Source organism: uncultured Desulfovibrio sp., from assembly GCF_902477725.1.
In the GTDB taxonomy this organism is placed as follows: Bacteria; Desulfobacterota; Desulfovibrionia; order Desulfovibrionales; family Desulfovibrionaceae; genus Desulfovibrio.
Window position 1 is genome coordinate 189,245 of the sequence record NZ_CABSIF010000008.1, and the last position, 23,384, is coordinate 212,628.

The following is a 23,384-nucleotide window of genomic DNA, read 5'->3' on the forward strand; positions in this document are numbered from 1 at the left end:
TTCAGTCGCGACTACCTGCCGGTAGGATTTTTAGGCGGATATTGCAGGTTAACCAAGCGTTGTACTCCCAGCTACACCTCGGATAGCCCTAGCATGAGGCTCTCCTGTAGCTAAACTAGTCAGCATGGTAGCCTAGCTGTCCTTATAGCAGAAATTGCGTAGCACACGCCCTGCTCGCTCAGCGGAGAGAACCTTGTCACGCCGCTGCAGATTGTCACCCCTCACGCCTCTAAATACTTTTGGCGTTGATCCTTTGCACCTCTTCTCTTTCTTTTTTTGAGAAACATATCCTAATAAGATCATGGCTTATTAGTAATATTTGATTGTAAAAAAGCTGAAGTAGATAAATTCTATAGTGTTCTCATTTTATACGTCAAATTTAGATAAAAAAAATATAAAATTAATTTGTGTACTGTATTATATAAATTGTTTATAAAAGATAAAAATAGTCAGAAAATTTATTTTAACAATTAAATAACATGCATTATTATTGAATATTTATCCCCAATATTTTCTCAATTGCACAACTTCTGCTTTAGATCTGGCACGTTGGAGGGCTTAGGCGGTGAGTCGCCTGCGGCATGACAGGCGGCAAGGGATTAACGAGGTAGTATAGCCTGGAGCAACTAAGCATACATTACAACGAGATACATTTAACATATCGGAATTATTCGTAATGAGTCTATTCAGCAAGGTAATTTTCGGGATACTATCCGCCTCGCGGGCGTTCTTTCAGGCAAGACAGATGCCATGGAAGTACGCGGGAGAGGTCGGGCCATATCAACTTGAGCTATTCAGCACTGAGCATCTTGGAGTACACGGCAGGCTGCTGGCAGAAAGACACCGTGTTGCAACAGAAAAACACCCGGAAATATTACTTCCACGGCTTGTGGACAGCGAAAAAATGTTTTTGTCTGTGCACAACCTGCTGAATGAAGATGCGCGGAGCGGCGTGCAGATAGCGCCCGCAGGAGAATGTCTTCTTGATAATTTTTATATCCTTGAAGAGCAGATTCGCGCAGTAAGGCGGCACTTGCCCAAGGGCTACAGTCGGGAACTGCCCCACCTGACCACGGGATTTTCTGCGGGGCTGCCCCGTGCCTATGACATTGCCCAGGAAGTTATATGGCATAGTGACGGGCGGGTGAATGCTGAAACTGTGACAGCTGTCCTGTCCTCCTATCAAACCGTTTCTGTGCTCACTATGGGAGAATTATGGGCTGTTCCCATCATGTTTCGCTTTGCTCTCATAGAAAACATCAGACATATCACCGCTCTCATAGCTGCATACAGAACTGACCGTGCACTTGCGGTGCATTGGGCCAGCAAGTTGACGCGCACTGCTGCGGCCTCTCCCAAAGACCTGATCATGGTAATTGCGGACATGGCGCGGTCAAATCCATCACTTACGGGCTCGTTTGTCGCCGAGTTCAGCCGCCAGCTCAAAGGCATGGGCCCCTCCCTGGCGCTACCACTCACATGGGTTGAGCAACAACTTGCTGACTCGGGTCAAACGATCGACCAGCTTGTGCATGTGGAAAACCAGATGCAGGCTGCCAGCCAGCTTTCCATGAGCAACTGTTTCAACAGCCTGCGAGCCATTGAATCTGTTGACTGGAAAGGCTTTGTCGATTCTGTAAGTGTGGTTGAAGGCACGTTGCGTAATGACCCTGCAGAAGTTTACGCAGCTATGGACTTCAATTCGCGCAATTATTGCCGCACTATTATAGAAAGAATGGCGAGGTGCAGCCAGCTGACAGAGAACGAGATTGCCCAGAAAGCCATTGATCTTGCCCGCGAAGGCATGACCCAGCATGGCAAAAATGCTCGCTCCGCGCATGTTGGCTGCTATTTGACTGCAGAAGGCAAGCCTCGGCTTGAAACTGCCATATCTGCCCATTTCGGCCCAGTGCAGACCCTTGCACGCGCGGCTGAATATTTACGCGTCCCTCTGTATATATCTACAATCATTTTATTAACGCTATTTTTTACAGTATCTTTCGCCTTTGTCGCCATGGCACAGGGCGTACATAATTTATGGGCTTCTCTATTCCTTTTACCAATTATCATTGTAGCCTGCCACCTGGCCCTGGCTGTTGCCAATAAAATTGCCTCCATTGCCATCAATCCCAAACCTCTTCTCAAAATGGATTTTTCCGCCGGCTTGCCAGAACATTTTCTGACTCTGGTTATTGTGCCAGCAATGCTCACCAGCAAAGATTCCATCAAGCGCTTGTTCGATGACCTTGAGGTGCGTTTTCTGGCCAATCAGGACACATCCTTATATTTTGGATTGCTCACGGATTTTTCTGATTCTGCAACGGAAACCGCCCCCAACGACAAACTGCTCGTCCGTATGGCCCGGCAAAAGGCAGCAGAGCTTAATGCCAAATATGCAACAGAAAATTATACCCCGTTTTTTCTTTTTCACCGCCCCCGCTTATGGAATGCTCAGGAAGGAATATGGATGGGGCATGAACGCAAACGCGGCAAGATAGAGGAACTCAACAATTATTTATGCGGCAGAGCCCCGGATGTCTTTTCGGTTGTTGAGGGTGACAGGGCGGTTTTTTCGCGTGTTCGCTACATTATAACGCTTGATGCAGATACGCAGTTGCCCCGAGATTCTGCCCGCCAGCTTGTGGGGGCCATGGCTCACCCGCTGAACCGCGCGCGATTTGATGAGGATAAAAAGCGTGTAATAAACGGATATGGCATCTTACAGCCGCGCGTAGAGCCAAGCCTGGCCGGGGCCAACCGTTCGCGCTATGCCCGTTTCAACTGTAAAAAGAGCGGCATTGACCCATACACGCGCACAGTCTCTGACTGCTACCAGGATGTATTTGGCGAAGGCTCATACATCGGAAAGGGCATTTACGACCTGAATACATTTGCCACCATGCTGTCCGGGCGCTTTCCTGATAACAAGGTGCTCAGTCACGACCTTCTTGAGGGCTGCTTTGCCCGCTCTGGCCTACTGAGTGATGTTTCTTTTTATGAAGATTACCCCGTGGCATATCTTACCGATGCCGCAAGACGTCATCGCTGGATTCGCGGAGACTGGCAGATCATAAGCTGGCTGTTGCCTCGCGTCACCGAAGGCGATGGGCAGGTGCACAAGAATCCCCTTTCATTACTCTCGCGCTGGAAAATTTTTGACAATCTGCGCCGCAGCTTGACCCCTGCCGCATTGATACTGCTTTTGATCTCCGGGTGGGCCATGCTGCCATTATCGTGGCAATGGACCTCGCTGGTGGTTGGCTCCATGTTTCTGCCAGCCTTGCTTGAAGCTGTCGTTGCCATGCTCCACAAGCCGGAGGACACGTCTTTCAGGCGTCACATGGCGCTTCAGTTTTCTGAAATTCCAGGGCATTTTTCTCAACCTGCAGAGGCATTGCTCTACTTGCCTGTTGAAGCAGCCTCAAATCTGGATGCCATTTTTCGCAGTTTCTGGCGAATGATGGCTTCAAAAAAACGCCTTCTTCAGTGGAATGTATCGGTTTGTTCTGGCAGCGCTGCTCCCGCTCACCTTAGAGAAACCGTGGCTGCCATGTGGGCCGGGCCAGTAATCGCCGTTCTGGTTATGCTTGCCTGCATTGCTTTGGGCAACGGTATGGCAGCAAACACTGCCCTGGCTGGCGTTGTTTGCTTGCTGTGGTTTTTTTCTCCGGTCATGGCCTGGTGGTCGAGCCTTCCTCTTAAGCGGCATCAGGAAAAGCTCACCCCAGTGCAAACTGTTTTTCTGTTCAGAATTGCGCACAAAACCTGGAAGTTTTTTGCAACCTTTGCCGGTTCTGAAAGCAACTGGCTTCCACCAGACAACTATCAGGAAGTTCCCACTGGCAGGATAGCCCACCGTTCTTCACCCACCAATATGGGCATTGCGCTGCTGGCAAATCTTTCGGCCTATGACTTCGGTTTCATAACCGCTGGGGCATTTCTGGAGCGCACATCAAAGTCCCTGTCCGTGATGGAAAAACTTGAAAGATACAAAGGCCATTTTTTCAACTGGTACGACACCCAGTCTCTGGCACCTCTGTCGCCGCGCTACGTATCGTCTGTGGACAGTGGCAACATGGTTGGACACCTTTTGGTTTTGCGCGCAGGGTTGCAGGAATTTGTGGAAAAAAGAGTAAGTCATCCGCTGCTTTTTAAAGACCTGCAAAAAACGCTTGCCATCCTGGCTGAAACCGCCCCCAAGCCCCATGATGAGGTTGCAAATTCACAACTGGACACTCTCAGCCTTGAGTTGGCTGCGGCTGTTCAGTCGTTTTCGCCGTCTGCAATTCAGGTCAGAAAAGATCTTGAGCTCCTGCAAGCATCTGCAACTGCAGCCATGATCCAGAGCGAGATGGCTTCTGACAAGGAGAAAAAGCAGTACGGCGGCATCGTGCAGGAAACATTTTGTCTCAAATTGCAGGATGCGCTGGACGAGCTTACACTTTTTATGCCCTGGACATCGCTTCAGGGCGTGTCCTCTGCTGATCTGCAAGATTTTAAGATGCTTGACGCTCACCTCACCCTGTTTGAAATCGCCGCACTTGAAGATGCCCTGTTGCCGCGCCTGGCATTGTACGCCGAGGAGAAGAACGACCCGTCAAGGCAGCAGCTTTTTGCTGAACTCGCAGTGCTTGTTGGTGCAGGCAGCCGCCAGGCCAGGGCGCGCCTTGAACAGATAGCGGAGATGATGGAGCAGTGTACTGGTCTGTCATGCCTTGAGTATGATTTCCTTTATGATTCCAAGCGTAAGCTGCTATCCATCGGCTACAATACGGATGAAAACAGAAGGGATGCAAGCTATTATGACCTTCTGGCCTCTGAGGCCAGGCTGGCAGTATTTGTGGGCATCGCTCAGGGGCATCTGCCTCAGGAAAGCTGGTTTTCTCTTGGGCGGCTTTTGGCAACCACCACAGATCAAAAGCCGGTGCTCCTTTCCTGGAGCGGCTCGATGTTTGAGTATTTGATGCCGCTTCTTGTAATGCCCTTTTATGAAAACAGCCTGCTTGACCAGTCCTGTAAAGCTGCTGTTGCCGCTCAGATCGAGTATGGAAAAAAATGCGGTTTGCCGTGGGGGATATCTGAAAGCGGCTACTGCATGACCGATGCGCGCGCTGACTACATGTACAAGGCCTTTGGCGTACCGGGGCTAGGTATCAAGCGCGATCTGACCGCAGATATGGTTGTAGCTCCGTACGCTTCGGCCTTGGCCGCCATGATAGCTCCACGCGATGCCTGCCTGAACCTTGAACGTCTTTCACAAGAAGGCGTAGAAGGTGATTACGGCATGTACGAGGCCGTTGACTATACCGAATCGCGATTACCGAGGGGGGAAACATTCGAGATCGTGCGTTCCTACATGGCGCATCATCAAGGAATGAGCCTGCTTGCTCTGGAGGCATTGCTGCTCGATTACCCCATGCAAAAACGGTTTGAGAGCGATCCACAGTTTCAATCCGCCATACTGGTTTTGCAGGAACGGGCTCCGGAAGCAATTCCAAGTTATGTGCGCACGTCAACACGGTCGGGTGTTCCCGCAATTCACAGCTTTGTAAAGGGTGCAACGCGCATCATCGGTTCGCCACACACTGCAAAGCCAGAGGTTCAGCTGCTTTCAAACGGCAGGTATCATGTCATGGTAACCAATGCCGGCGGCGGGTACAGTCGCTGGAACAACCTTTCTGTCACCAGGTGGAAGGAAGATACGACGTGCGACGACTGGGGTACGTTTTGTTACATCCGCGATCTTGCCACTGGAGAATACTGGTCTACTACCTTTCAGCCAACTCAGGTAAGAACTGAACATTTCAAGGTGATTTTTGCAGAAGGTCGAGCCGAATTTCATTGCCGTAACCTTAAGTACGATGTGCATACCGACATTGCGGTTTCGCCAGAACACGATGTTGAACTGCGGCGAACAAAGATCACTAACAATTCTCTGGAACAGCGAACCCTCGACATAACCAGTTTTGCCGAGGTGGTTCTTGCTCCTTCCGCCGCTGATGCCCTGCATCCTGCATTCAGCAATCTTTTTGTCCAGACCGAAATAGTTGAAGATCAGTTTGCAATTCTATGCACCCGCCGCGCCCGGTCTGAAGAAGAAAATAACCCCTGCATGCTGCACATGATGGCCGTTCATGGCGTGCCTGTTGACGCCATTTCTTACGAAACCAACAGACGCCAATTTATTGGCCGTGAGCGCACCATAAAAAAACCAAGGGCAATGGACAGGGATGTTGTTGATCTTTCTGACAGTGCAGGGGCCGTGCTTGACCCGGTTGTTTCTGTGCGCACCCGCATCACGCTTGAGTCCGGGCAATCTGCAATAATTGATGTTGTTTCTGGCGTGGGCGAATCACGGGCAACAGCCATGGCCCTCATTGAAAAATACCGGGATAAGGGCATTGCCGACCGTGTTTCCCGTATGGCCTGGGTGCGTGGTCAAATATTGCTGCGCCAGATCCACGCCACCGAGGTGGAGGCGCAACTTTATACCGGTCTGGCAGACTCAATCTTATACGCCAATGCGCAACTGCGTGCTGAAAGCTCTCTGCTTGTGCAAAACAGCAAGGGGCAGTCCGGACTTTGGGGGTACACGCTGTCCGGCGACCTTCCCATACTGCTGTTGCGGATAGGAAGCGTTGATAATATCGAGCTTGTCCGCCAGCTTTTGCGAGCGCATACCTACTGGAACCTTAAAGGACTACGGGTTGACCTGGTAATCTGGAATGAAGACAAGGCCGGATACAGGCAGCTTCTGCATGACCAGATCATGGGGCTTATTGCAGAGGGAAATGGCAGTAGCCTTGGGAAACCGGGGGGGATTTTCGTCCTTTCCTCGGATCGCATAGTTGAAGAAGACAGAATCCTGATGCAGGCAGTTGCCCGGGTCATCATCACAGACGACAAAGGTCCTTTGGCGCAACTGGTAAAAGGTCGCATAGCGCCAGTCAATACAATTCCCTATCTCGCACTGTCGGACGGGCCAAGAGCTTCCCGTATGGAGAGCGCCCTGCCTGCCCCGCGCAATGACCTTATACTTTTTAACGGATTGGGTGGTTTTACTCCCGATGGGCGGGAATATGTCATAATTACGGCCCAGGGCCAGGCAACACCTGCTCCATGGGCCAACGTGCTCGCTAATCCACAATTTGGAACAGTTATTTCGGAAACAGGGCTCGCCTTTACCTGGAGCGAAAATGCCCACGAGCACCGCCTTACCCCATGGTCAAACGATCCCGTGGGTGATTCAAGGGGCGAGGCTTTCTATATTCGCGATAACGACACCGGCTACTTCTGGTCTCCAACCCCCCGTCCATGCCGAGGCAAAACACCGTACACAACCCGGCACGGATTCGGCTACAGCGTGTTTGAGCATACGGAACGCGGCATACAATCAGAGCTTCTTGTGCATGTTGATGTGGACGCCCCGGTAAAATGCATGCGGCTGACGGTGAAAAATGTGTCGTCAATACCGCGCAGGCTGTCGGCAACGGGCTATGTGGCGTGGGTTCTGGGCGATTTGCCGGAGAAAACACGTATGCACATAGCCACAGAAGTTGACCAGATGAGCGGGACAGTTTTTGCCTGCAATTCCTACAATTCTGAGTTTCCTGGCCGAACGGCATTTTGGGGCACAGATGACAGCATTAAATCTGTGAGCTGCGACCGCGCTGAATTTTTGGGGCGCAATGGCTCGCTGGATAATCCGGCGGCCATGGGGCGCAGCCGCCTTTCTGGCCGAAACGGCGTTGGCCTGGACCCGTGTGCCGTTATTCAGGTTCCGTTCACTCTTGCCGCTGGCGAAGAGAGGGTCATTACATTCAGGCTTGGAGTCGGGAAATCCAAAGATGAATGCAGAGAACTTGCCATGCGGTTTAAAGGAGCGGAGGCAACGCAGGAATCCCTGAGCAGGGTCTGGCGGCAGTGGGATCGCCTGCTTGGTTCTGCCTATGTGGAAACACCAGATACGTCTTTCAACGTGATGGCCAACGGCTGGCTGCTGTACCAGGCCATAGCCTGCAGGATGTGGGGGCGCGGAGCCATATACCAGTCTGGCGGTGCATTCGGATTCCGCGACCAGTTGCAGGACGCAATGGCCCTTGTGCATACCGCACCCAATTTGCTGCGTGAACAGATACTTTTATGCGCATCGCGGCAGTTTGCAGAGGGAGATGTCATGCACTGGTGGCATCCGCCGTCAGGGCGAGGGGTGCGCACGCACTGTTCGGACGACTATCTCTGGTTGCCCCAGGCAGTTTGCCGTTATGTCAGCTCCACTCAGGATACCGGCATACTGGACGAGCAGGTTGCCTTGATCACAGGACGGCCCCTCAAGGACGATGAAGATGCCTATTACGACCAGCCTTCCGATTCAGGAATCACGGCAACAATCTATGAGCATTGTGTGTTGGCAATCCGCTATGGGTTAAAATTTGGCGCACACGGGCTGCCGCTTATGGGTTCTGGCGACTGGAATGATGGAATGGACAAGGTTGGCGCTGGTGGAAAAGGTGAAAGCGTTTGGCTGGCCTTTTTCCTTTACGATGTGCTTTCCAGGTTTGGTCCCCTTGCGGCAGCGCGCGGTGATTTGCCTTTTTATCAGGAATGTACAGGTCAGCTGGCGGTGTTGAAAGACAAAATCGAAACTCACGGCTGGGATGGCGGATGGTATCGGCGCGCATATTTTGATGACGGCACCCCCCTGGGCTCGGCAGAAAACAGTGAGTGCCGTATCGACTCCATAGCGCAAAGCTGGTCGGTACTCTCAAAAGCAGGGAGTGCGGAGCATGTCAAACTGGCTATGCTGGCGCTGGATGATTACCTTGTGCGACGCGAGGACAAACTGGTAACGCTGTTTACACCACCTTTTGATGTGCAGGCTCCCAACCCCGGCTATATCAGTGGATACACGCCTGGTGTGCGCGAAAACGGCGGCCAATACACCCACGCAGCCGTGTGGGCGGCTATGGCCTTTGCCCAGATGGGTGATTCCAGACGTGCATGGGAAGTCTTCAACATCATCAATCCGGTAAATCACTGCAAAACTGCGGAGGATGTGGCGCGCTACGAAGTGGAACCCTATGTGGCTGCCGCCGATGTTTATGCCGCCCCCGGCCTTGTTGGGCGCGGCGGCTGGACATGGTATACGGGTTCAGCCGCCTGGATGTACCGGTTGATGCTGGAATCTCTTTTGGGAATCAACATCGAAAATGGCGCCTTGCGAATTGTGCCCTGCCTGCCTGCGAACTGGGACTGCTGCACTGTCCATTATCGCCATCTTAGTGCGGTCTATCACATAAAAATCACTCAGGAATATGCCGGAGGCAAGAACTTTTCCATCACACTTGATGGAGCTGCTCAAAATGACTTGCTTGTTCCTTTGGTTGATGACCAACAGGAACATGAAGTATCTGTTGTTGTTCAACAATAAACAATACTTGCATATTTTGCCTGATTGTATCAACTGGTGTTGAATGGGCGCATATATGTAATGACATTTCAATATTATGTAACTATATTATTTAAACCTGGCTGGCAGTAGTCAATATATGTTTACAATATCATTTAAATTACATTTCTATCGAACGGAGTTGAATGGTTACATCTATGCTTTATTCAAAACTTGTCACACTTTTTTCTGGCGGAATCAGCTTTTCAGAGGACGAAGTACCTTTTGGGGATAACTTTGTCGTCAAAAATTTCAGCTTTCACTCACCTGCACGGCAGAAGGTCGGCCCGGCAGATTCCCAGACCCCTGCCAGCGCCACGGGATCAGAAGTTGATGAAGAAATTCAGGAGAATAATAATTTTAGATATCATGTGATGATGCCGGCCCGCATGGAAAAAGCCCGCAACGTTGTCATCATGCTTCATGGCCTGAATGAACGATACTGGACCAAATATCTACCGTGGGCCGCATCAGTGGTTGAAGCGACTGGTCACGCCGTTGTTCTTTTTCCCCTCGCATTTCATATGAACCGTGCCCCGGCCCGGTGGGCAGATCCGCAACGCATGGCGCACCTGAGCCGCGAGCGGAAGCGTACCCTGCCAACGCTCACCAGTTCCAGCTTTGTCAATGCGGCCATCAGCGCACGGCTTTGCGAACAGCCTGAGCGCTTTATCCAGTCTGGTCTTGAAAGTTACTATGATCTCATCAAGCTTGTGGAGACAATAAAGACTGATCTTCACCCTGCTATCGATAAAACTGCCACAATTGACTTTTTCACCTACTCCGTTGGAACCCTTCTCGGTGATCTTCTTATGATGGCAAACAGGTCGGACTATTTTTCAGCATCGCGGCATGTTTCATTTTGTGGCGGGCCTGTTGTCAGCGGCCTGCACCCGGAATCAAAATTTATTCTCGACAGCGAAGCTGTGGGCAAACTCCGGGAGTGCCTGCTCTCAAAAGAAAGACTTGAAGTTTTGCTCTCTGACAACACCGAGTTTGAAAAGGCCTTTCGCTGTATGCTGGACTATGGGACAGGCAGCAGAGAACGGGAGGAGCGTTTGCGGGGCATGGGGGCACGGCGCTACGTGATCGCCTTGGCTGATGACCATGTCGTTATGGTTAATGAAATTCGCAATACTTTTGGCGAAAAAGAAAAGAATGGAATTCATGTTGAAATAATGCAGTATACTTACAAATACAGACATGAAGACCCATTTCCAGTGCTTACAAAAATGTACAGTAATATTGATAGGCAGTTTCAGCGCACATTTGAAAGAATTTGCAATTTTTTGAAAAGATAGAGGATTTTTTTAAGACAAGTGATGACACTTTTTGTCAAATCAAACGGGCGCGCCCGGAGTTGTTGCCGCTAAACCGGGCACGCCGAGTTTTGCAATTGCCGGATACTCTCACGATGCGAGAGTCACCACAGGGCCTTAGGGCCCATTTTTATTGTGGTCTTCAACCAGCCCCAAACAGCGCCACCAGAGTTTACGCCTCTGGCCGATCATTGCGAAAAACATAATCCCATATCATTGCAGCCCGGCTAAGGAGTAATAAAAAAGTCCGAAATCTCGGTGACGTGTGGTAAAAAATAGCAACAACATCTTGCCACACAAGAATATTTTGGACTTGAGTCACCATAATACGCTTTTCTCCAGACGCCACCGCTGATTCCCAGACATATTTTCAGAAGCTCGAACACCGGCACAGAACAGGACGTTCATCGCGCTAATAAGGCTTCAAGGAACAGCTCTCCGCCATGGCTTTTACCCAGCTTGCGCGGGCGCTCCATGCGCGACGGCCTGCGTTGTCTGAGCGCGGGCGGGGAGCCGCCTGTATCACTGGGGCCTGAAAACCGTGGCCCGCTCCACCGTTGCTGACGCCAACAACTCCAGGCCTGTGGTTTTTCCCAGGCTCTGTTCGCCGAAATGCGCGGCCAGTGTGCGGCAAAAGCCCCGAAACACAAGTTCCGCTTCAAATCCAAGCTGTTCAGCCTGGACGCCATCACCATCAAGCTTTGCCTGTCGCTTTCCCCTGGGCCTTGTTCCGCCAGAAAAAGGGCGACATCAAGATGCACACCCTGCCTGACGATCCATCTGCTCCCGTGTACCAAAAAGTCCACAGCCTCCTCGGGCTGTCCGGGCAGCAACTTTTCCAGATCATCCAACTCAATCTGCTCGGCACGACCTCTTTGGAAGATCTCCTGAATCTGCGACGACGAAAAAAAATCCATACTCTCTCAGCATGTTGGAGCTAGCTGTTTAGCCGAACAGCAATGATCCCATATTGAATGCCTTGGCGAGAATTTCAGACATTCCTTGCCTTGGGGGCTGCGCATCGCAGTAAGCCTGGTGACGCTGATGCGCACCCTCTCGCCCTCATCATTCATGCCGCAGCAATCCCGAATCCGACAGAGCACCAACGCTGATTTCGTTGCAGTGTGAAAACCTTGCCAGTATGCGCTTTGCAAGCTGGCTGTCGGTTAGTCTTGTCCCAACAGGCTGTTCTGCCACATTATCCTGATACACGCGCATATGGTTAACCGGAGAACGCCCACCAGCAAACAGTGGTCGGTTGGCAACTGTTGGATACGTCAAAAGTCACACGTCTGGCGCTCGCCCAACAGACGGCGCCCAACGACAGGGGTAGCACACCTTCAGCCCTGCCATACCCTTCCGCTTGTGAGCATGTGCTGCTGCAAAATCCTAGGCCGGATGTAAAATACAGCGCTTTCATGCCCTGCTCATGCCCAAGCCCGGTCACAAAGATTCCGCTTCCTGTCTACTCCAAAACCGCCAGACCATGGCTGTGCAGAGCCGGGATGATTCCATCGTAAGGATCTGCGAAGTTATCAATCTCGCAAATGCTATCTCAATTTCTAAATCAACCGGGCACTATGATTAATGAAATAATTGTGCCTATTATATACATACTTTTGACTTTTATTAATTGTATGAAATAAAATTACACAATGTGTCACAGCGTACAGACGGTATTTATTTTTTGCATGAAGGTAAGTTCAGCTGGTAAATCTCTTTAAATATGCATCCATATCAGTTCTATAAAAGCCTTACAAATTGTACTTATTATAATAAATATTTCATTATAGCAGTTAGTATAACTGTTTTTATAAAAATTATTAATCAAATTAATTAAAAAAACCAAATTATTTTTACCGAAGCCCAGCCTTTGCCGTGTCAGTAAACAATAATCCAGCAGCAATATATTTTGCATCAGTATTGCAACGCTCATTGCCTGGAAAACTAGATATTATCTAGAAACTTTTCGCCAATGTGCATGCAGATGCAGTCAAACTATTACCGGGAGAGCAATATGTATTTCTTCAAGAAGATTATGATTTGCGCGCTTGTTGCATCCATCTCACTGGTTGCCGGGGCCTCAATGGCACAAGCCCAGACAGTTGGAGCGACAAAAGAACAGACCATCACCGCTTCAAAGGGGTGGAGCATCACAAAGGATATCATGAAAAAGGATGTATTCACCGAGGACAAGGTAAAGCTGGGCAGCATTGAAGATATTATTGTAACGCCCAGCGAAGGCCTTGCGTATGCAGTTGTGAGTACCGGCGGATTCCTTGGTATGGGCAAGCACGACATTGTTGTTCCGCTCAACCAGTTCAAGGTGATGGATTCGCGCTTTATTTTGCCAGGTGCGACCAAAGAAACAATCAAGGCAATGCCCGAGTTCAATTCCGAAAAATAAAAAGTGCTGATCGCAACATGCCCGCTGCGGAGAGCATTTGAGTAAAAGGTTGAGGGCATTTTTTGCCAGCTGTGCAGAAAATGCCCTCAAACACCAACATAACACTGTATTGCACGTTAACACGGGAAAATACCATGAAAAATAACAAAGTCAGAAACAAGCTTAAAGAGATAGGCGGCCATGCAAAAGAAGTTGTTGGTAAAATAACTGGCGACAAGCAGCTGGAAGTGGAGGGCAATGTGCAGAAGAACGTCAGCAAGATCAATGCCTCGTATAATGACATCAAGGACAGCATAAGAGAGTCCCGTGATGATTAACTGCTGCTGAGAATTCGCTGCCCGATTGCATAAACTCTAAACAAGGAAATGGCATTGCCATGAAAAATCTATGCGCTGATTTTTTTGTTGCCCTCATCTTAACTCTTGGCCTGGCCCTTGCGATGTCAACAATGCACGAGGCGTCCGCAGCAAGCAATGACTCCACTCAAACTGCAGGCGAATACTTTGATGACTCTGTTATTACAACGGCCGTAAAAAGCAAGATATTGGGCGAAAAGGGCCTTTCTTCGCTCAGCATCAATGTGGTGACAAAGGACGGAGTCGTTACCCTCTCTGGCAAAATAGATACCGTAGCGCATTCAGACCTTGCAGTGCGTGTGGCAAAAAACGTCAATGGCGTTAAAGATGTTGTGAACAATTTGCTCGTTGATGCCGCTGCACACCAGTCAGTTGGTGAGTACGTTGATGATGCTTCAATCACCGCGGCCGTTAAGACAAATATTCTTAAGGAAAAGGGACTTTCAACGCTGAATATCAGTGTTGAAACAAAGGACAATGTTGTGACCCTTTCGGGAAAAACGGATTCGTCGGAGCACTCCAGGCTAGCCGCCCATATTGCAAAACGTGTGAAGGGAGTCAAGTCCGTTGTAAACAATCTTAAAGAATAATTGTGTAATGTTTTGCCAAAGCAAAACGCAAGCATATTTATAATATGCTTTGCACAATATTTCAGCGTTGAATTTTTGTTGATGCTTATGATTGAATGCTTATGTTTTATACCCTATGTCAAGAAAATTCATAAGCATCAACATTATTTCTGAACAACGTTTTGCATTAGTGTTTCTTGTAACTGAACGTTGCATCATACGTTGAAATGTAAAGACAGTTCGTAGTGATTATTATTGTAACAATAAAGGAACAACTATGAACTGCCATATTATTCCACTCTTTCTTGTAATTTTTCTTTTGACAAATAGCCTGTGTTTTGCAGTTGAACCAGACAAATCCGACAACACACAAGCGGAAAAGAGCACTTTTGTACTCTATTATGAGAATGATTCATTTTACCACCACGATGGGTACTATACCAATGCTGTTAAGTTTAGAGTTATATCTAAGCCATTAAATACGCTTACAAAAAATGGAATTTTCCCGGATAATTTTGACTCGGTAATGGAAAAATTTGAAAAGACACAAACTAAGCAAGTTACACAATACAATATTTCAGCAGGGGCAGGACAGTCCATTTATACGCCAGAAGATACTACGATTCGCGATCTTCAAGAAGATGATCGCCCGTACGCAGGGTATCTTTACAGTTTCCTGGCCCTGCACGCCAAGCAGACGCAGATGATGGACACTTTTGAGCTTACAGCGGGCGTGGTGGGGCCAAGCGCCCTGGCGGAATATGCGCAAAATGGCGTCCACCGGTTGCGCGGGTTTGAAACCGCCAAGGGCTGGGACAACCAACTGCATGATGAGCCTGCCATGACCCTTTCCTGGGGCAGAAACTACCGCCTCAACAAACAAAGTATTTGGTCGGGATTAAGCTGGGATGTTTTACCGTACCACACACTCACAGCTGGCAACGTGCTGACGCAGGCAACTGCGGGTTCGGAACTGCGCCTTGGCTGGAACCTGCCCCCATCCTTCACCACTTCACAAATTCATCCCAGTTCGAGCATTGGTGCGCCAACCCCCGAAGACATGGGGGGACGACAATCCAAGGATTGGGGTTTTTATATTTTCGCTGGTGCTGAAGGCCGCGCTGTTGCCCACAATATTTTTCTGGATGGCAACACCTGGGGTGACAGTCATCGCGTGGCCAAAGACCCCTTTGTGGGGGAAGCAAGTTTTGGAGCAGCCGTAACCATAAACAGCCTGCAAATTGCCTACAGACACGTTTATCTGACTGAAGAATTCAAAAAGCAGAAGGAGGCACAAAACTTTGGTTCCATTACTCTTGTTTTACCTTTTTAGTGCGTCAAATGTGGTATGAATTGATATTCGCCAACATGGCAATGGTCGATCTGAATAAGGAGAGCATGATGCATGATATCAATAAGGAAATTATAATGGTCAAAATGACGTACTGGTTTATGTTTTGTGTGGCAGCAATGGTCGTCATAATGGTTATATGGGCCTTTCCTGGCAATGCACATGCAGCGAACACTGAAAAACAGGGCAGTGCGCCCGTTATTACGTTGAAGATGTGGGATTCTTCATCAGAGCTTGAGCAATACGCTTTTCTTGCAGGCATTGTGAGCGTGTTTGAGCTCGAAAAGGAATGGCAGGGTCAAAAAGGCATTCTGCCGTTGCGGCAGAGCATGGTCGGCAGCTGGTGCACCGGGCTGGACGGTATGAGCCTCACACAGATTCGCAGTGCCGTTAACAGCTACAGCATGAATAATCCCAGCAAGCAGGACAGACTTGTTCTTGATGTGTTGTGGAGTGAGTTGGTGCAGCCCAAGCTTAAAGCTTCAATGCCTGGTTCTGGAAGTGACACTTCCACGAGGCTTGAGCAAACCATGGGAAGCCACAAGAAACAAAAAACTCAGCCTGCATATTAATTAGCTATGGAGAATCATGATGAAACAACTACTTGCCCCAACCATTGCAATTTTTCTTCTGTTTGCTGGTCCCGTGGCGTGCACAAATATGAGTAAAACCCAACAAGGCGGCCTGTCGGGAGCAGCACTGGGCGCTGGCGCAGGAGCTGGCATAGGCGCGCTGACGGGAGGAAACTGGGCTGTCGGAGCCGCGGTTGGCGGAGCCCTGGGTGGCTTGGCAGGGGGACTATACGGTAATTCGCAGGACAACAAAAACCGTTAAGCACACCCCTTGGACACATTAAGCAGTTTGGCAGGCAGATTATGACAAATGGCCTGTCAAACCGCTTGTGGTGGAGGGGAGATATGTGTTGCTTTGCACTCAGCAGTTTCTGATTCTTCTAGGTTTTATCAGGGGCTTTTGGTGGAAAAGGCAATAGGCGGTCGGTTTCTGCTTTGACAACCGCGTAGCATTCACAACACAGCTCTTCAAGCTTTGGGCGGTCCAGCACTGTAATCTGCCCCCGGCGGTATTCAATGACCCCCAGTCGCTGCAACTTGCCTGCGGCTTCGGTAACTCCCTCGCGGCGAACCCCCAGCATGTTGGCGATCAGCTCCTGCGTCATGCTCAACTGATTGCTCGGCAGGCGATCGAGTGAGAGCAAAAGCCAACGGCAGAGCTGCTGGTCTATGGAATGATGTCGGTTGCATACGGCTGTCTGGGCCATCTGCGTAATTAATGCCTGAACATAGCGCAGCATCAGTTGTAGCATTGCAACGTGACGACTAACAGCATCTTTAAAATGCTTGTCGCTCAGGCGGTATGCCTGGCCAGCGCTTTGTACCAAAGCTCTGCTGGAGGTACTTTCTCCTCCCATGAACAGTGAGATGCCAATGATGCCTTCGTTGCCAACTACGGAAATTTCCGCTGAAGCGCCGTTTTCCATCACATATAATAGCGAGATAATGCAGTCTATTGGAAAATAGACATGGCGCATGACATCGCCGGATTCGTATAAAACTTTGCCAAGCGGCATTGACACCAACTCCAGCTGAGGGAGCAACATGTCATAAATATGGGTGGGTAATGCTGCAAGAAGGCGGTTTTGGTCTGGGGCAGGATCTTTAAGCATCTTGGTATCCTCAAAAGTTATGATAAAATATTATATATTTCATATTTTGTTCGAGCAATCGTTTTAAAGGTACAATAATAAGTTGGTAATGTATGTGCTCTACCGCACACGCGTATCTGATTTTTAATGACGCTTCTGCTCATGAAGCAATTAACATCAAACACAGAGGTGCATATGCTTGAAATGATTGCTGTTGTCCTTGTCATATTGTGGTTATTGGGAATAATTACATCCTATTCATTGGGTGGCTTTATCCACATACTTTTGGTCATTGCGGTTGTCGTTATCGTAATCAGATTTTTGCAGGGCCGACGGCTCTAGAAGTGGTTTCACTTCTTTCCGCTAGATACAGGTCAGATTCTTCTCACGGAATTTTTCCTGTGTCCGCCAGCCAATGAACTGTTGCCCACCGCTCTGAGAGTAATGCTTATCCTAAGCGGATGCACTGCTCCCTTGGCCGACCTTTAACGGACAGATGGCATGGCGACGCATTATCAAACTCGTCATGTATTTTGATGCCCCCGCAACAAAAATGCGGCGCTTACGGCATATATTCACCGCAATTTTTGCGGTGAATATATGCCGAAGAAATGCGGTGATTCTGCGCTATATTCACGAAAGGCGGCCGGACTGACCATCATTTCAGTGGGCCATTGCAAAGCTGGCGGAACAGCTTGCCGCCATGCGCCACAAGCCGGGTCTGCTCCAAGGGGGGATGCAAGCCCTTGGCTTCTCCTCGCGCTGAGGCTGGCTTGGAGATTTTGCCCCTGGATGCGGTGAAGTCGAGCGTAATTGAAGGGGAATCCCGTGACGTGGCACAGGTGCGCTCTTCACTGGCTCGAAGGCTTGGAATTGACATCGGCGGCCTGATGCCCTGAGCAGAAACGCGGAAGCCGTTGTTGAAATGATGCTGGGCGCAAACGCCAGCGAGCTATCATCAACCGCCTGTTAACCGGATTCGAGGGAAAACTGACCAGCGGCAAATACGCAAAACTGGCGAAATGTTCGCCGGATACGGCCTTGCGGGATATTCGGGAATTGATCGGATAAGACATTTTGCGACAAGGCGAGAGCGGCGGGCGCAGCACGAGCTATACCTTGGTGAAGAAAGCTGCCAATCAATAAGGCTCCAAATTACGGGGAAAACGCCCAAAACGAAAAAAGCTCCTACGATTTCTCGTAAGAGCTTGCTTTCTTAATTGGCGTCCCCAAGGGGATTTGAACCCCTGTCGACGGCGTGAAAGGCCGTTGTCCTGGGCCGGCTAGACGATGGGGACGCGCTGTGAAGGGTGTATTTACGGCAATAGGGGGCAGGTGTCAAGCGACTTTTTAAAATTGGCATAAAATTCAGCGGTCAGGAGCTTCGCGATGGCCAGATCAAGAGCTGGGGTTTCCTAATCCTGTCGCGCCGCTAAATCAGTTAGGCCGCTATCCCTTCCCCCACAAAGTCCGTTCTCCCACTACCCCACTGCAACCTAAGCTGGCCCAGCCCCCAACCCGCGCAAGTGCCCTCCCCCCGGCAGCCCTTTCTTGCGGCTAGTAACCCGCTGACGGATTGCATGTTTGCCCCGGCCTGAGGTATAAGCACGGCATGCAAAAATCCAGCAATACATCTCCCCGTCCCGGCACCGTGTCGCGCTCTCCCGCCAACGCAGACAGCCACCGCGAAGAGCAGCTGCGCCTTTTGTTGGATCTTTCCAATGTGGTCAACTCCGCCACGGATGTGGGGGTTGCCCTGAACAAGGCGCTCCAGCTCATGGCAGAGCATCTGCACATGATGCGCGGCGCGATCACGCTTATTTCGCCCAACAGCGGCGAAATCCGCATCGAGGCTGCCTACGGCCTCAAACCCGCCGAGGCCCGCCGGGGCCGCTACGTGCGCGGCGAGGGCATCACCGGACGCGTGATCGAAACCGGGCGCTCCATGTACATATCTAATGTATCTGAAGAGCCCCTTTTTCTGAACCGCACCCGCTCTCGCGATCTGGGAAAGGAGGGCATTTCCTTCATCTGCGTGCCTATCTGCCTTAACGACCAGGTTGTGGGCGCGCTGTCGGTTGACCATCTGCTCGTGGACGATGCCACGCTTGAAGACGAAATGCGCCTGCTCACCATTATATCAACCCTGCTTGGGCATGCCGCCCTCGAATCGCAGGGCCGCATGGATGAAGAAGCTTCCTCGCCCCTGAGGCCGCGCGGCTTTGTGGGCAATTCCGAAGTGATGCAAAAGGTCTACGCGCAGATTGCGCAGGTTGCCCCGTCCGGCACCACAGTTTTTCTACAGGGCGAATCCGGCACGGGCAAAGAACTTGCTGCGCGCTCCATCCATTCGGGCAGCACACGCGCCAACAAGCCCTTTATTTCGCTCAACTGCGCCGCATTGCCAGAAAACCTCATTGAAAGCGAACTGTTCGGCCATGAGCGCGGAGCCTTTACCGGCGCAAACGCCACACGCAAGGGGCGCTTTGAGCTTGCCAACGGCGGCACGCTGTTTTTGGATGAGGTGGGCGAGCTTTCGCTCATGACCCAGGCAAAATTGCTGCGCGTGTTGCAGGAAAGGGCCTTTGAGCGTCTTGGCGGCATGGAAACGCATTATGTTGATGTGCGCTTTATCACCGCCACCAACCGCGATCTGGAAAAAATGGTTGAGGAAGAAACCTTCCGCCGCGATCTGTTCTACCGCCTCAATGTCTTCCCCATTTTCCTGCCGCCCCTGAGTTTCCGGCCAGAGGACATTCTGCCGCTGGCAAACCACTTTATCAAAAAATACGCGCTGGCCAACGGGCGCAATAATGTGCGCCTCTCCCTTTCTGTTATGGATATGCTGCAACGCTATACTTGGCCGGGCAACATCCGCGAACTTGAAAACGTCATGGAGCGCGCCGTGCTGCTGCTGGGCCGCGAAGGCCTTGTTCTGCCCCAGCACTTGCCCCCTGCCCTGCACGGCAGCCGCGCCGCCGCCAGTTCCGGCCTCACGCCCGGGCTGATCCGGCAGGGGCTTTCCGGCAGTTTGCAGGAACAGCTGGACGAACTGGAACGCGCATCAATCACCGAAGCGCTTGAGTTCAGCCAGGGCCAGATGGGCAAGGCCGCCGCAAGCCTTGGATTGACGGAAAGGATCATGGCTCTGCGCATGAAAAAGTACGGCATAACCTACAAGGCTTTTCGCCCCGTGTACCGTAAGGACGAAACCGAGTAGATATACAGTTTCTACAAAACTGTATTTTAAAAAAAGGCCAGAATTTGCTCCAAATATGAATTTTTTATAATAAATTCTAGTACGTTATTTAATAATTTTTCGCTCATTACAAAGATGTACCAATAATTTCTACATTTTTGCAATTTTTTGATTTTTTCATATAAGACACCTAAATAACACAATTATTCAAGAGCCCCCCCATGCGCCAAGAAACAGCGCTCCGGGGGGCCTCTTTTTTTCTACATCAACGTAGAAATATTCCACAGACGCCAACCTCCTGCAATTCTTCCTGTCTGCCCTTTAAAATAAAAATATACATAAAATCAGTTTGTTACACATTCTACCTCCACAGCGAAACACATTTGGCACACTTCATGCCTAAGCAGGGTATTGCTGCGGCATCGTGCCGCAGTGTGGGCATGGCGCCAGCCCACGAGGATGAGGTTCTATTAAACGCGGAACGGAACGACGGAAACCAGCCTGCCGCACTGTGCGGCACCCTGCCTCCCTCGCCGGTCCGAACTACGCTGAAGGATGTCCGTATGAACGCCTCGGATACTGCATTTATTCTGATCTGCGCCTCCATGGTCATGCTGATGACCCCGGCGCTGGCCCTCTTCTACGGTGGCCTGGTTCGCTCCCGCAATATCCTTTCTACCCACATGCACAGCTACGGCGCGCTGGCTCTCATCTCTGTATTATGGGCCGTTGTGGGTTACACTCTGGCCTTTGGCGAAGATGTGGGCGGCATAATCGGCGATCTTTCCTACCTCTTCCTCAAAGGCGTGGGCGGCGAGTCGGCTCCTGCCGCCACCCAGCTGCCCCACACGGTTTTCATGGGGTATCAGTGCATGTTTGCTGCTCTTACCGTGGCCCTTATTTCCGGTGCCTACGCTGAGCGCATCCGCTTCTCCGCCATGCTTGTTTTCTCCGGCTTATGGTTGCTCTTCGTCTACTCGCCCATGGCCCACTGGGTCTGGGGCGGCGGCTGGATGAGCAAGATGGGCGCTCTGGACTTTGCTGGCGGCGCAGTTGTGCACATGTCTTCCGGCGCGGCGGCTCTTGCCTGTGCCCAGGCCCTTGGACCGCGGCTTTCCACTGGCAGCTCGCATGCAACGCCCAACAACCTGCCCCTTACCCTGCTTGGCGGCGGCCTGCTCTGGTTCGGCTGGTTCGGCTTCAATGCTGGCAGCGCCCTGGTTTCCGGTCCCCTTGCTGGTCAGGCCCTTGTAACCACCCACATGGCTTCCGCCTGCGGTATTCTTGGCTGGATGCTCGTTGAATGGATTCGTACCGGCAAGCCCACAAGCCTTGGCGCTATCTCCGGCGCACTGGCGGGCCTTGTGGCCATCACCCCCGGCGCGGGCTTTGTGGAAGTGCTGCCCGCCATGCTGATCGGTTTTGTTGGCGGCATCATCTGCTACGGCGGCGTGCTCCTGAAGAATAAGTTCGGTTACGACGACGCCCTTGACGTGGTCGGCATTCATGGCGTTGGCGGCACCTGGGGTGCGCTTGCCACCGGTCTGTTCGCCTGCGCGGCCATTAACAACTCAGACGGTCTGTTCTACGGTAATCCTGAACAGGCCTGGATCCAGATCGTGTCCATTGTGGCTACCTGGGGTTATTGCTACATAGTTTCCCGGATAATCCTCTATGTGGTTGACGCGGTTGTCGGCCTGCGAGTTACGCCTGAAGAGGAATTCACCGGTCTCGATTTGAGCGAGCACAACGAACGCGGCTACTCCCTGTAGTCCAACGGGAAACAGCAAAGGAACGACCTATGAAAAAGCTTGAAATCATCATCCGGCCCAGCATGTTTGACAAGGTTAAGGACGCGCTTACCGACATGGGCATCCACGGCTTGAACTACGTTGAAATCAAGGGCTTTGGTCGCCAGCGTGGGCACACTGAAGTGTATCGCGGCACCACCATGCAGGTGGACTGCCTGCCCAAGATCAAGGTCGAGGTCGTGCTGCACGACGACATGCTGGAAACTGTTCTGAATGCTGTGGTGTCCATCTCCCGCACAGGACAGGTTGGCGACGGAAAGATTTTCATCAGTGATGTGATGGATGCCATCCGCATCCGCACTGGTGAGCGCGGCGATGAGGCCCTTTAATCGGGCTGTGCCTGATACTAGCAACAACTTGAGAAAGGAGACGAGGGTATGAGTTCCCCCCGCAAAAAAGCTTTGTTCAAAGCAGTGAACACTGCACCGGTCATCCCCACCAGCGCTGATGAAATAGGCCGCAGCGCGGAAGACATCTTTGGCCGCTACGTGTTTGGTCTAGCCACCATGCGCAAGCGCCTTCCCAAGGATGTGTTCAAGAAGCTGGCCAAGACCATCCGCGATGGTGAACGCCTGAATCCAGAAATCGCTGATGTTGTCGCCAATGCCATGAAGGACTGGGCCATCGAGAACGGCGCCACGCACTACACGCACTGGTTCCATCCCATGACCGGCCTCACTGCCGAAAAGCATGACGCCTTTCTGTCGCCCACCATTGATGGTCAGGTTATCAGCGAATTCTCTGGCAAGATGCTGATCAGCGGTGAGCCGGACGCCTCCTCCTTCCCTTCAGGCGGCATCCGCTCCACGTTTGAAGCCCGCGGCTATACCGCGTGGGATCCCTCCGTGCCGGTGTTCATCATCCCCGCTCCTTACGGGGCCACCCTGCACATTCCGACGTACTTTTACTCATACTCGGGCGAAGCTCTTGACCGCAAGATCCCGCTCATTCGCTCCATATCGGCCCTGTCGCGTCAGGCCATGCGTATTCTCAAGCTCTTCGGCAACACCACGGCCAGCTATGTGCGCGCCAACGTCGGCCCCGAGCAGGAATACTTCCTGGTGGACAAAAACCTGGCCGCCCTGCGCCCTGACCTTCTGATGGCTGGCCGTACCCTGATAGGCGCTACCTCGCCCAAGGGTCAGGAAATGGAAGACCACTACTTCGGCTCCATTCCTCCCCGCGTGATGAGCTTCATGCAGGATCTGGAAAACGAGCTGCGTTCGCTGGGCATTCCGGCCAAGACCCGCCACAACGAAGT

General features: G+C 51.2%; 16 protein-coding genes and 1 tRNA gene. 14 read left to right on the forward strand and 3 right to left on the reverse strand.

Translation table 11 applies throughout. The annotated features are described in order from the left end of the window. The first annotated feature begins 904 nt into the window (after positions 1 to 904). A complete protein-coding gene (locus RDK48_RS09520; protein ID WP_298997291.1) occupies positions 905 to 9,430 on the forward strand; it encodes a GH36-type glycosyl hydrolase domain-containing protein in 8,526 nt (2,841 codons plus the stop codon). A gap of 164 nt (positions 9,431 to 9,594) precedes the next feature. Further along, complete coding sequence (locus RDK48_RS09525; RefSeq protein WP_298997289.1) at positions 9,595 to 10,749, forward strand: DUF6051 family protein; 1,155 nt, start codon at positions 9,595 to 9,597, stop codon at positions 10,747 to 10,749. 422 nt (positions 10,750 to 11,171) lie between these two features. On the opposite strand, the gene RDK48_RS09530 is transcribed toward RDK48_RS09525, so the two are convergent. Beyond that, complete coding sequence (locus RDK48_RS09530; RefSeq protein ID WP_298997286.1) at positions 11,172 to 11,684, reverse strand: hypothetical protein; 513 nt, start codon at positions 11,682 to 11,684, stop codon at positions 11,172 to 11,174. A 1,100-nt stretch (positions 11,685 to 12,784) separates the two neighbouring features. Between RDK48_RS09530 and RDK48_RS09535 the strand changes: the two genes are divergently transcribed. From RDK48_RS09535 to RDK48_RS09560, 6 genes are all read left to right on the forward strand, one after another. Further along, positions 12,785 to 13,174: a PRC-barrel domain-containing protein gene (locus RDK48_RS09535; RefSeq protein WP_298997284.1), complete on the forward strand. Its 390-nt coding sequence runs from the start codon at positions 12,785 to 12,787 to the stop codon at positions 13,172 to 13,174. Between the two features lie 134 nt (positions 13,175 to 13,308). Then, positions 13,309 to 13,491: a CsbD family protein gene (locus tag RDK48_RS09540; protein ID WP_298997282.1), complete on the forward strand. Its 183-nt coding sequence runs from the start codon at positions 13,309 to 13,311 to the stop codon at positions 13,489 to 13,491. Between the two features lie 59 nt (positions 13,492 to 13,550). Beyond that, positions 13,551 to 14,120, forward strand: a complete 570-nt coding sequence (locus tag RDK48_RS09545; protein ID WP_298997279.1) for a BON domain-containing protein — start codon at positions 13,551 to 13,553, stop codon at positions 14,118 to 14,120. A gap of 256 nt (positions 14,121 to 14,376) precedes the next feature. After that, positions 14,377 to 15,432, forward strand: coding sequence for a lipid A deacylase LpxR family protein (locus tag RDK48_RS09550; RefSeq protein ID WP_298997276.1), 1,056 nt, complete (start codon positions 14,377 to 14,379; stop codon positions 15,430 to 15,432). A 68-nt stretch (positions 15,433 to 15,500) separates the two neighbouring features. Next, on the forward strand, positions 15,501 to 16,022 hold the full coding sequence (locus RDK48_RS09555; protein ID WP_298997271.1) for a hypothetical protein: 522 nt from the start codon (positions 15,501 to 15,503) through the stop codon (positions 16,020 to 16,022). 88 nt (positions 16,023 to 16,110) lie between these two features. Continuing rightward, positions 16,111 to 16,284, forward strand: a complete 174-nt coding sequence (locus RDK48_RS09560; RefSeq protein WP_308587918.1) for a glycine zipper domain-containing protein — start codon at positions 16,111 to 16,113, stop codon at positions 16,282 to 16,284. 118 nt (positions 16,285 to 16,402) lie between these two features. On the opposite strand, the gene RDK48_RS09565 is transcribed toward RDK48_RS09560, so the two are convergent. Beyond that, complete coding sequence (locus tag RDK48_RS09565) at positions 16,403 to 17,134, reverse strand: Crp/Fnr family transcriptional regulator (RefSeq protein ID WP_298997268.1); 732 nt, start codon at positions 17,132 to 17,134, stop codon at positions 16,403 to 16,405. 183 nt (positions 17,135 to 17,317) lie between these two features. Between RDK48_RS09565 and RDK48_RS14970 the strand changes: the two genes are divergently transcribed. Both RDK48_RS14970 and RDK48_RS09570 read left to right on the forward strand, forming a co-directional pair. Next, positions 17,318 to 17,455: a lmo0937 family membrane protein gene (locus RDK48_RS14970; protein WP_374042260.1), complete on the forward strand. Its 138-nt coding sequence runs from the start codon at positions 17,318 to 17,320 to the stop codon at positions 17,453 to 17,455. Between the two features lie 455 nt (positions 17,456 to 17,910). Beyond that, positions 17,911 to 18,012 (forward strand): DUF4172 domain-containing protein, encoded by a 102-nt coding sequence (locus RDK48_RS09570; protein WP_308587920.1) that lies wholly within the window; start codon positions 17,911 to 17,913, stop codon positions 18,010 to 18,012. A 322-nt stretch (positions 18,013 to 18,334) separates the two neighbouring features. Here the strand turns inward: RDK48_RS09570 and RDK48_RS09575 are convergent. Further along, positions 18,335 to 18,411, reverse strand: a tRNA-Glu gene (locus RDK48_RS09575). A gap of 314 nt (positions 18,412 to 18,725) precedes the next feature. Between RDK48_RS09575 and RDK48_RS09580 the strand changes: the two genes are divergently transcribed. The 4 genes from RDK48_RS09580 to RDK48_RS09595 form a co-directional block, all read left to right on the forward strand. After that, entirely contained in the window at positions 18,726 to 20,333 is a 1,608-nt protein-coding gene (locus RDK48_RS09580) for a sigma-54-dependent Fis family transcriptional regulator (RefSeq protein ID WP_298997265.1), read from the forward strand. A 542-nt stretch (positions 20,334 to 20,875) separates the two neighbouring features. Beyond that, entirely contained in the window at positions 20,876 to 22,084 is a 1,209-nt protein-coding gene (locus tag RDK48_RS09585; RefSeq protein WP_298997262.1) for an ammonium transporter, read from the forward strand. Between the two features lie 29 nt (positions 22,085 to 22,113). Beyond that, positions 22,114 to 22,452: a P-II family nitrogen regulator gene (locus RDK48_RS09590; RefSeq protein ID WP_022658689.1), complete on the forward strand. Its 339-nt coding sequence runs from the start codon at positions 22,114 to 22,116 to the stop codon at positions 22,450 to 22,452. Between the two features lie 48 nt (positions 22,453 to 22,500). Next, positions 22,501 to 23,384 (forward strand): glutamine synthetase III (locus tag RDK48_RS09595; protein ID WP_308587914.1); only part of this gene is annotated, 884 nt, incomplete at its 3' end.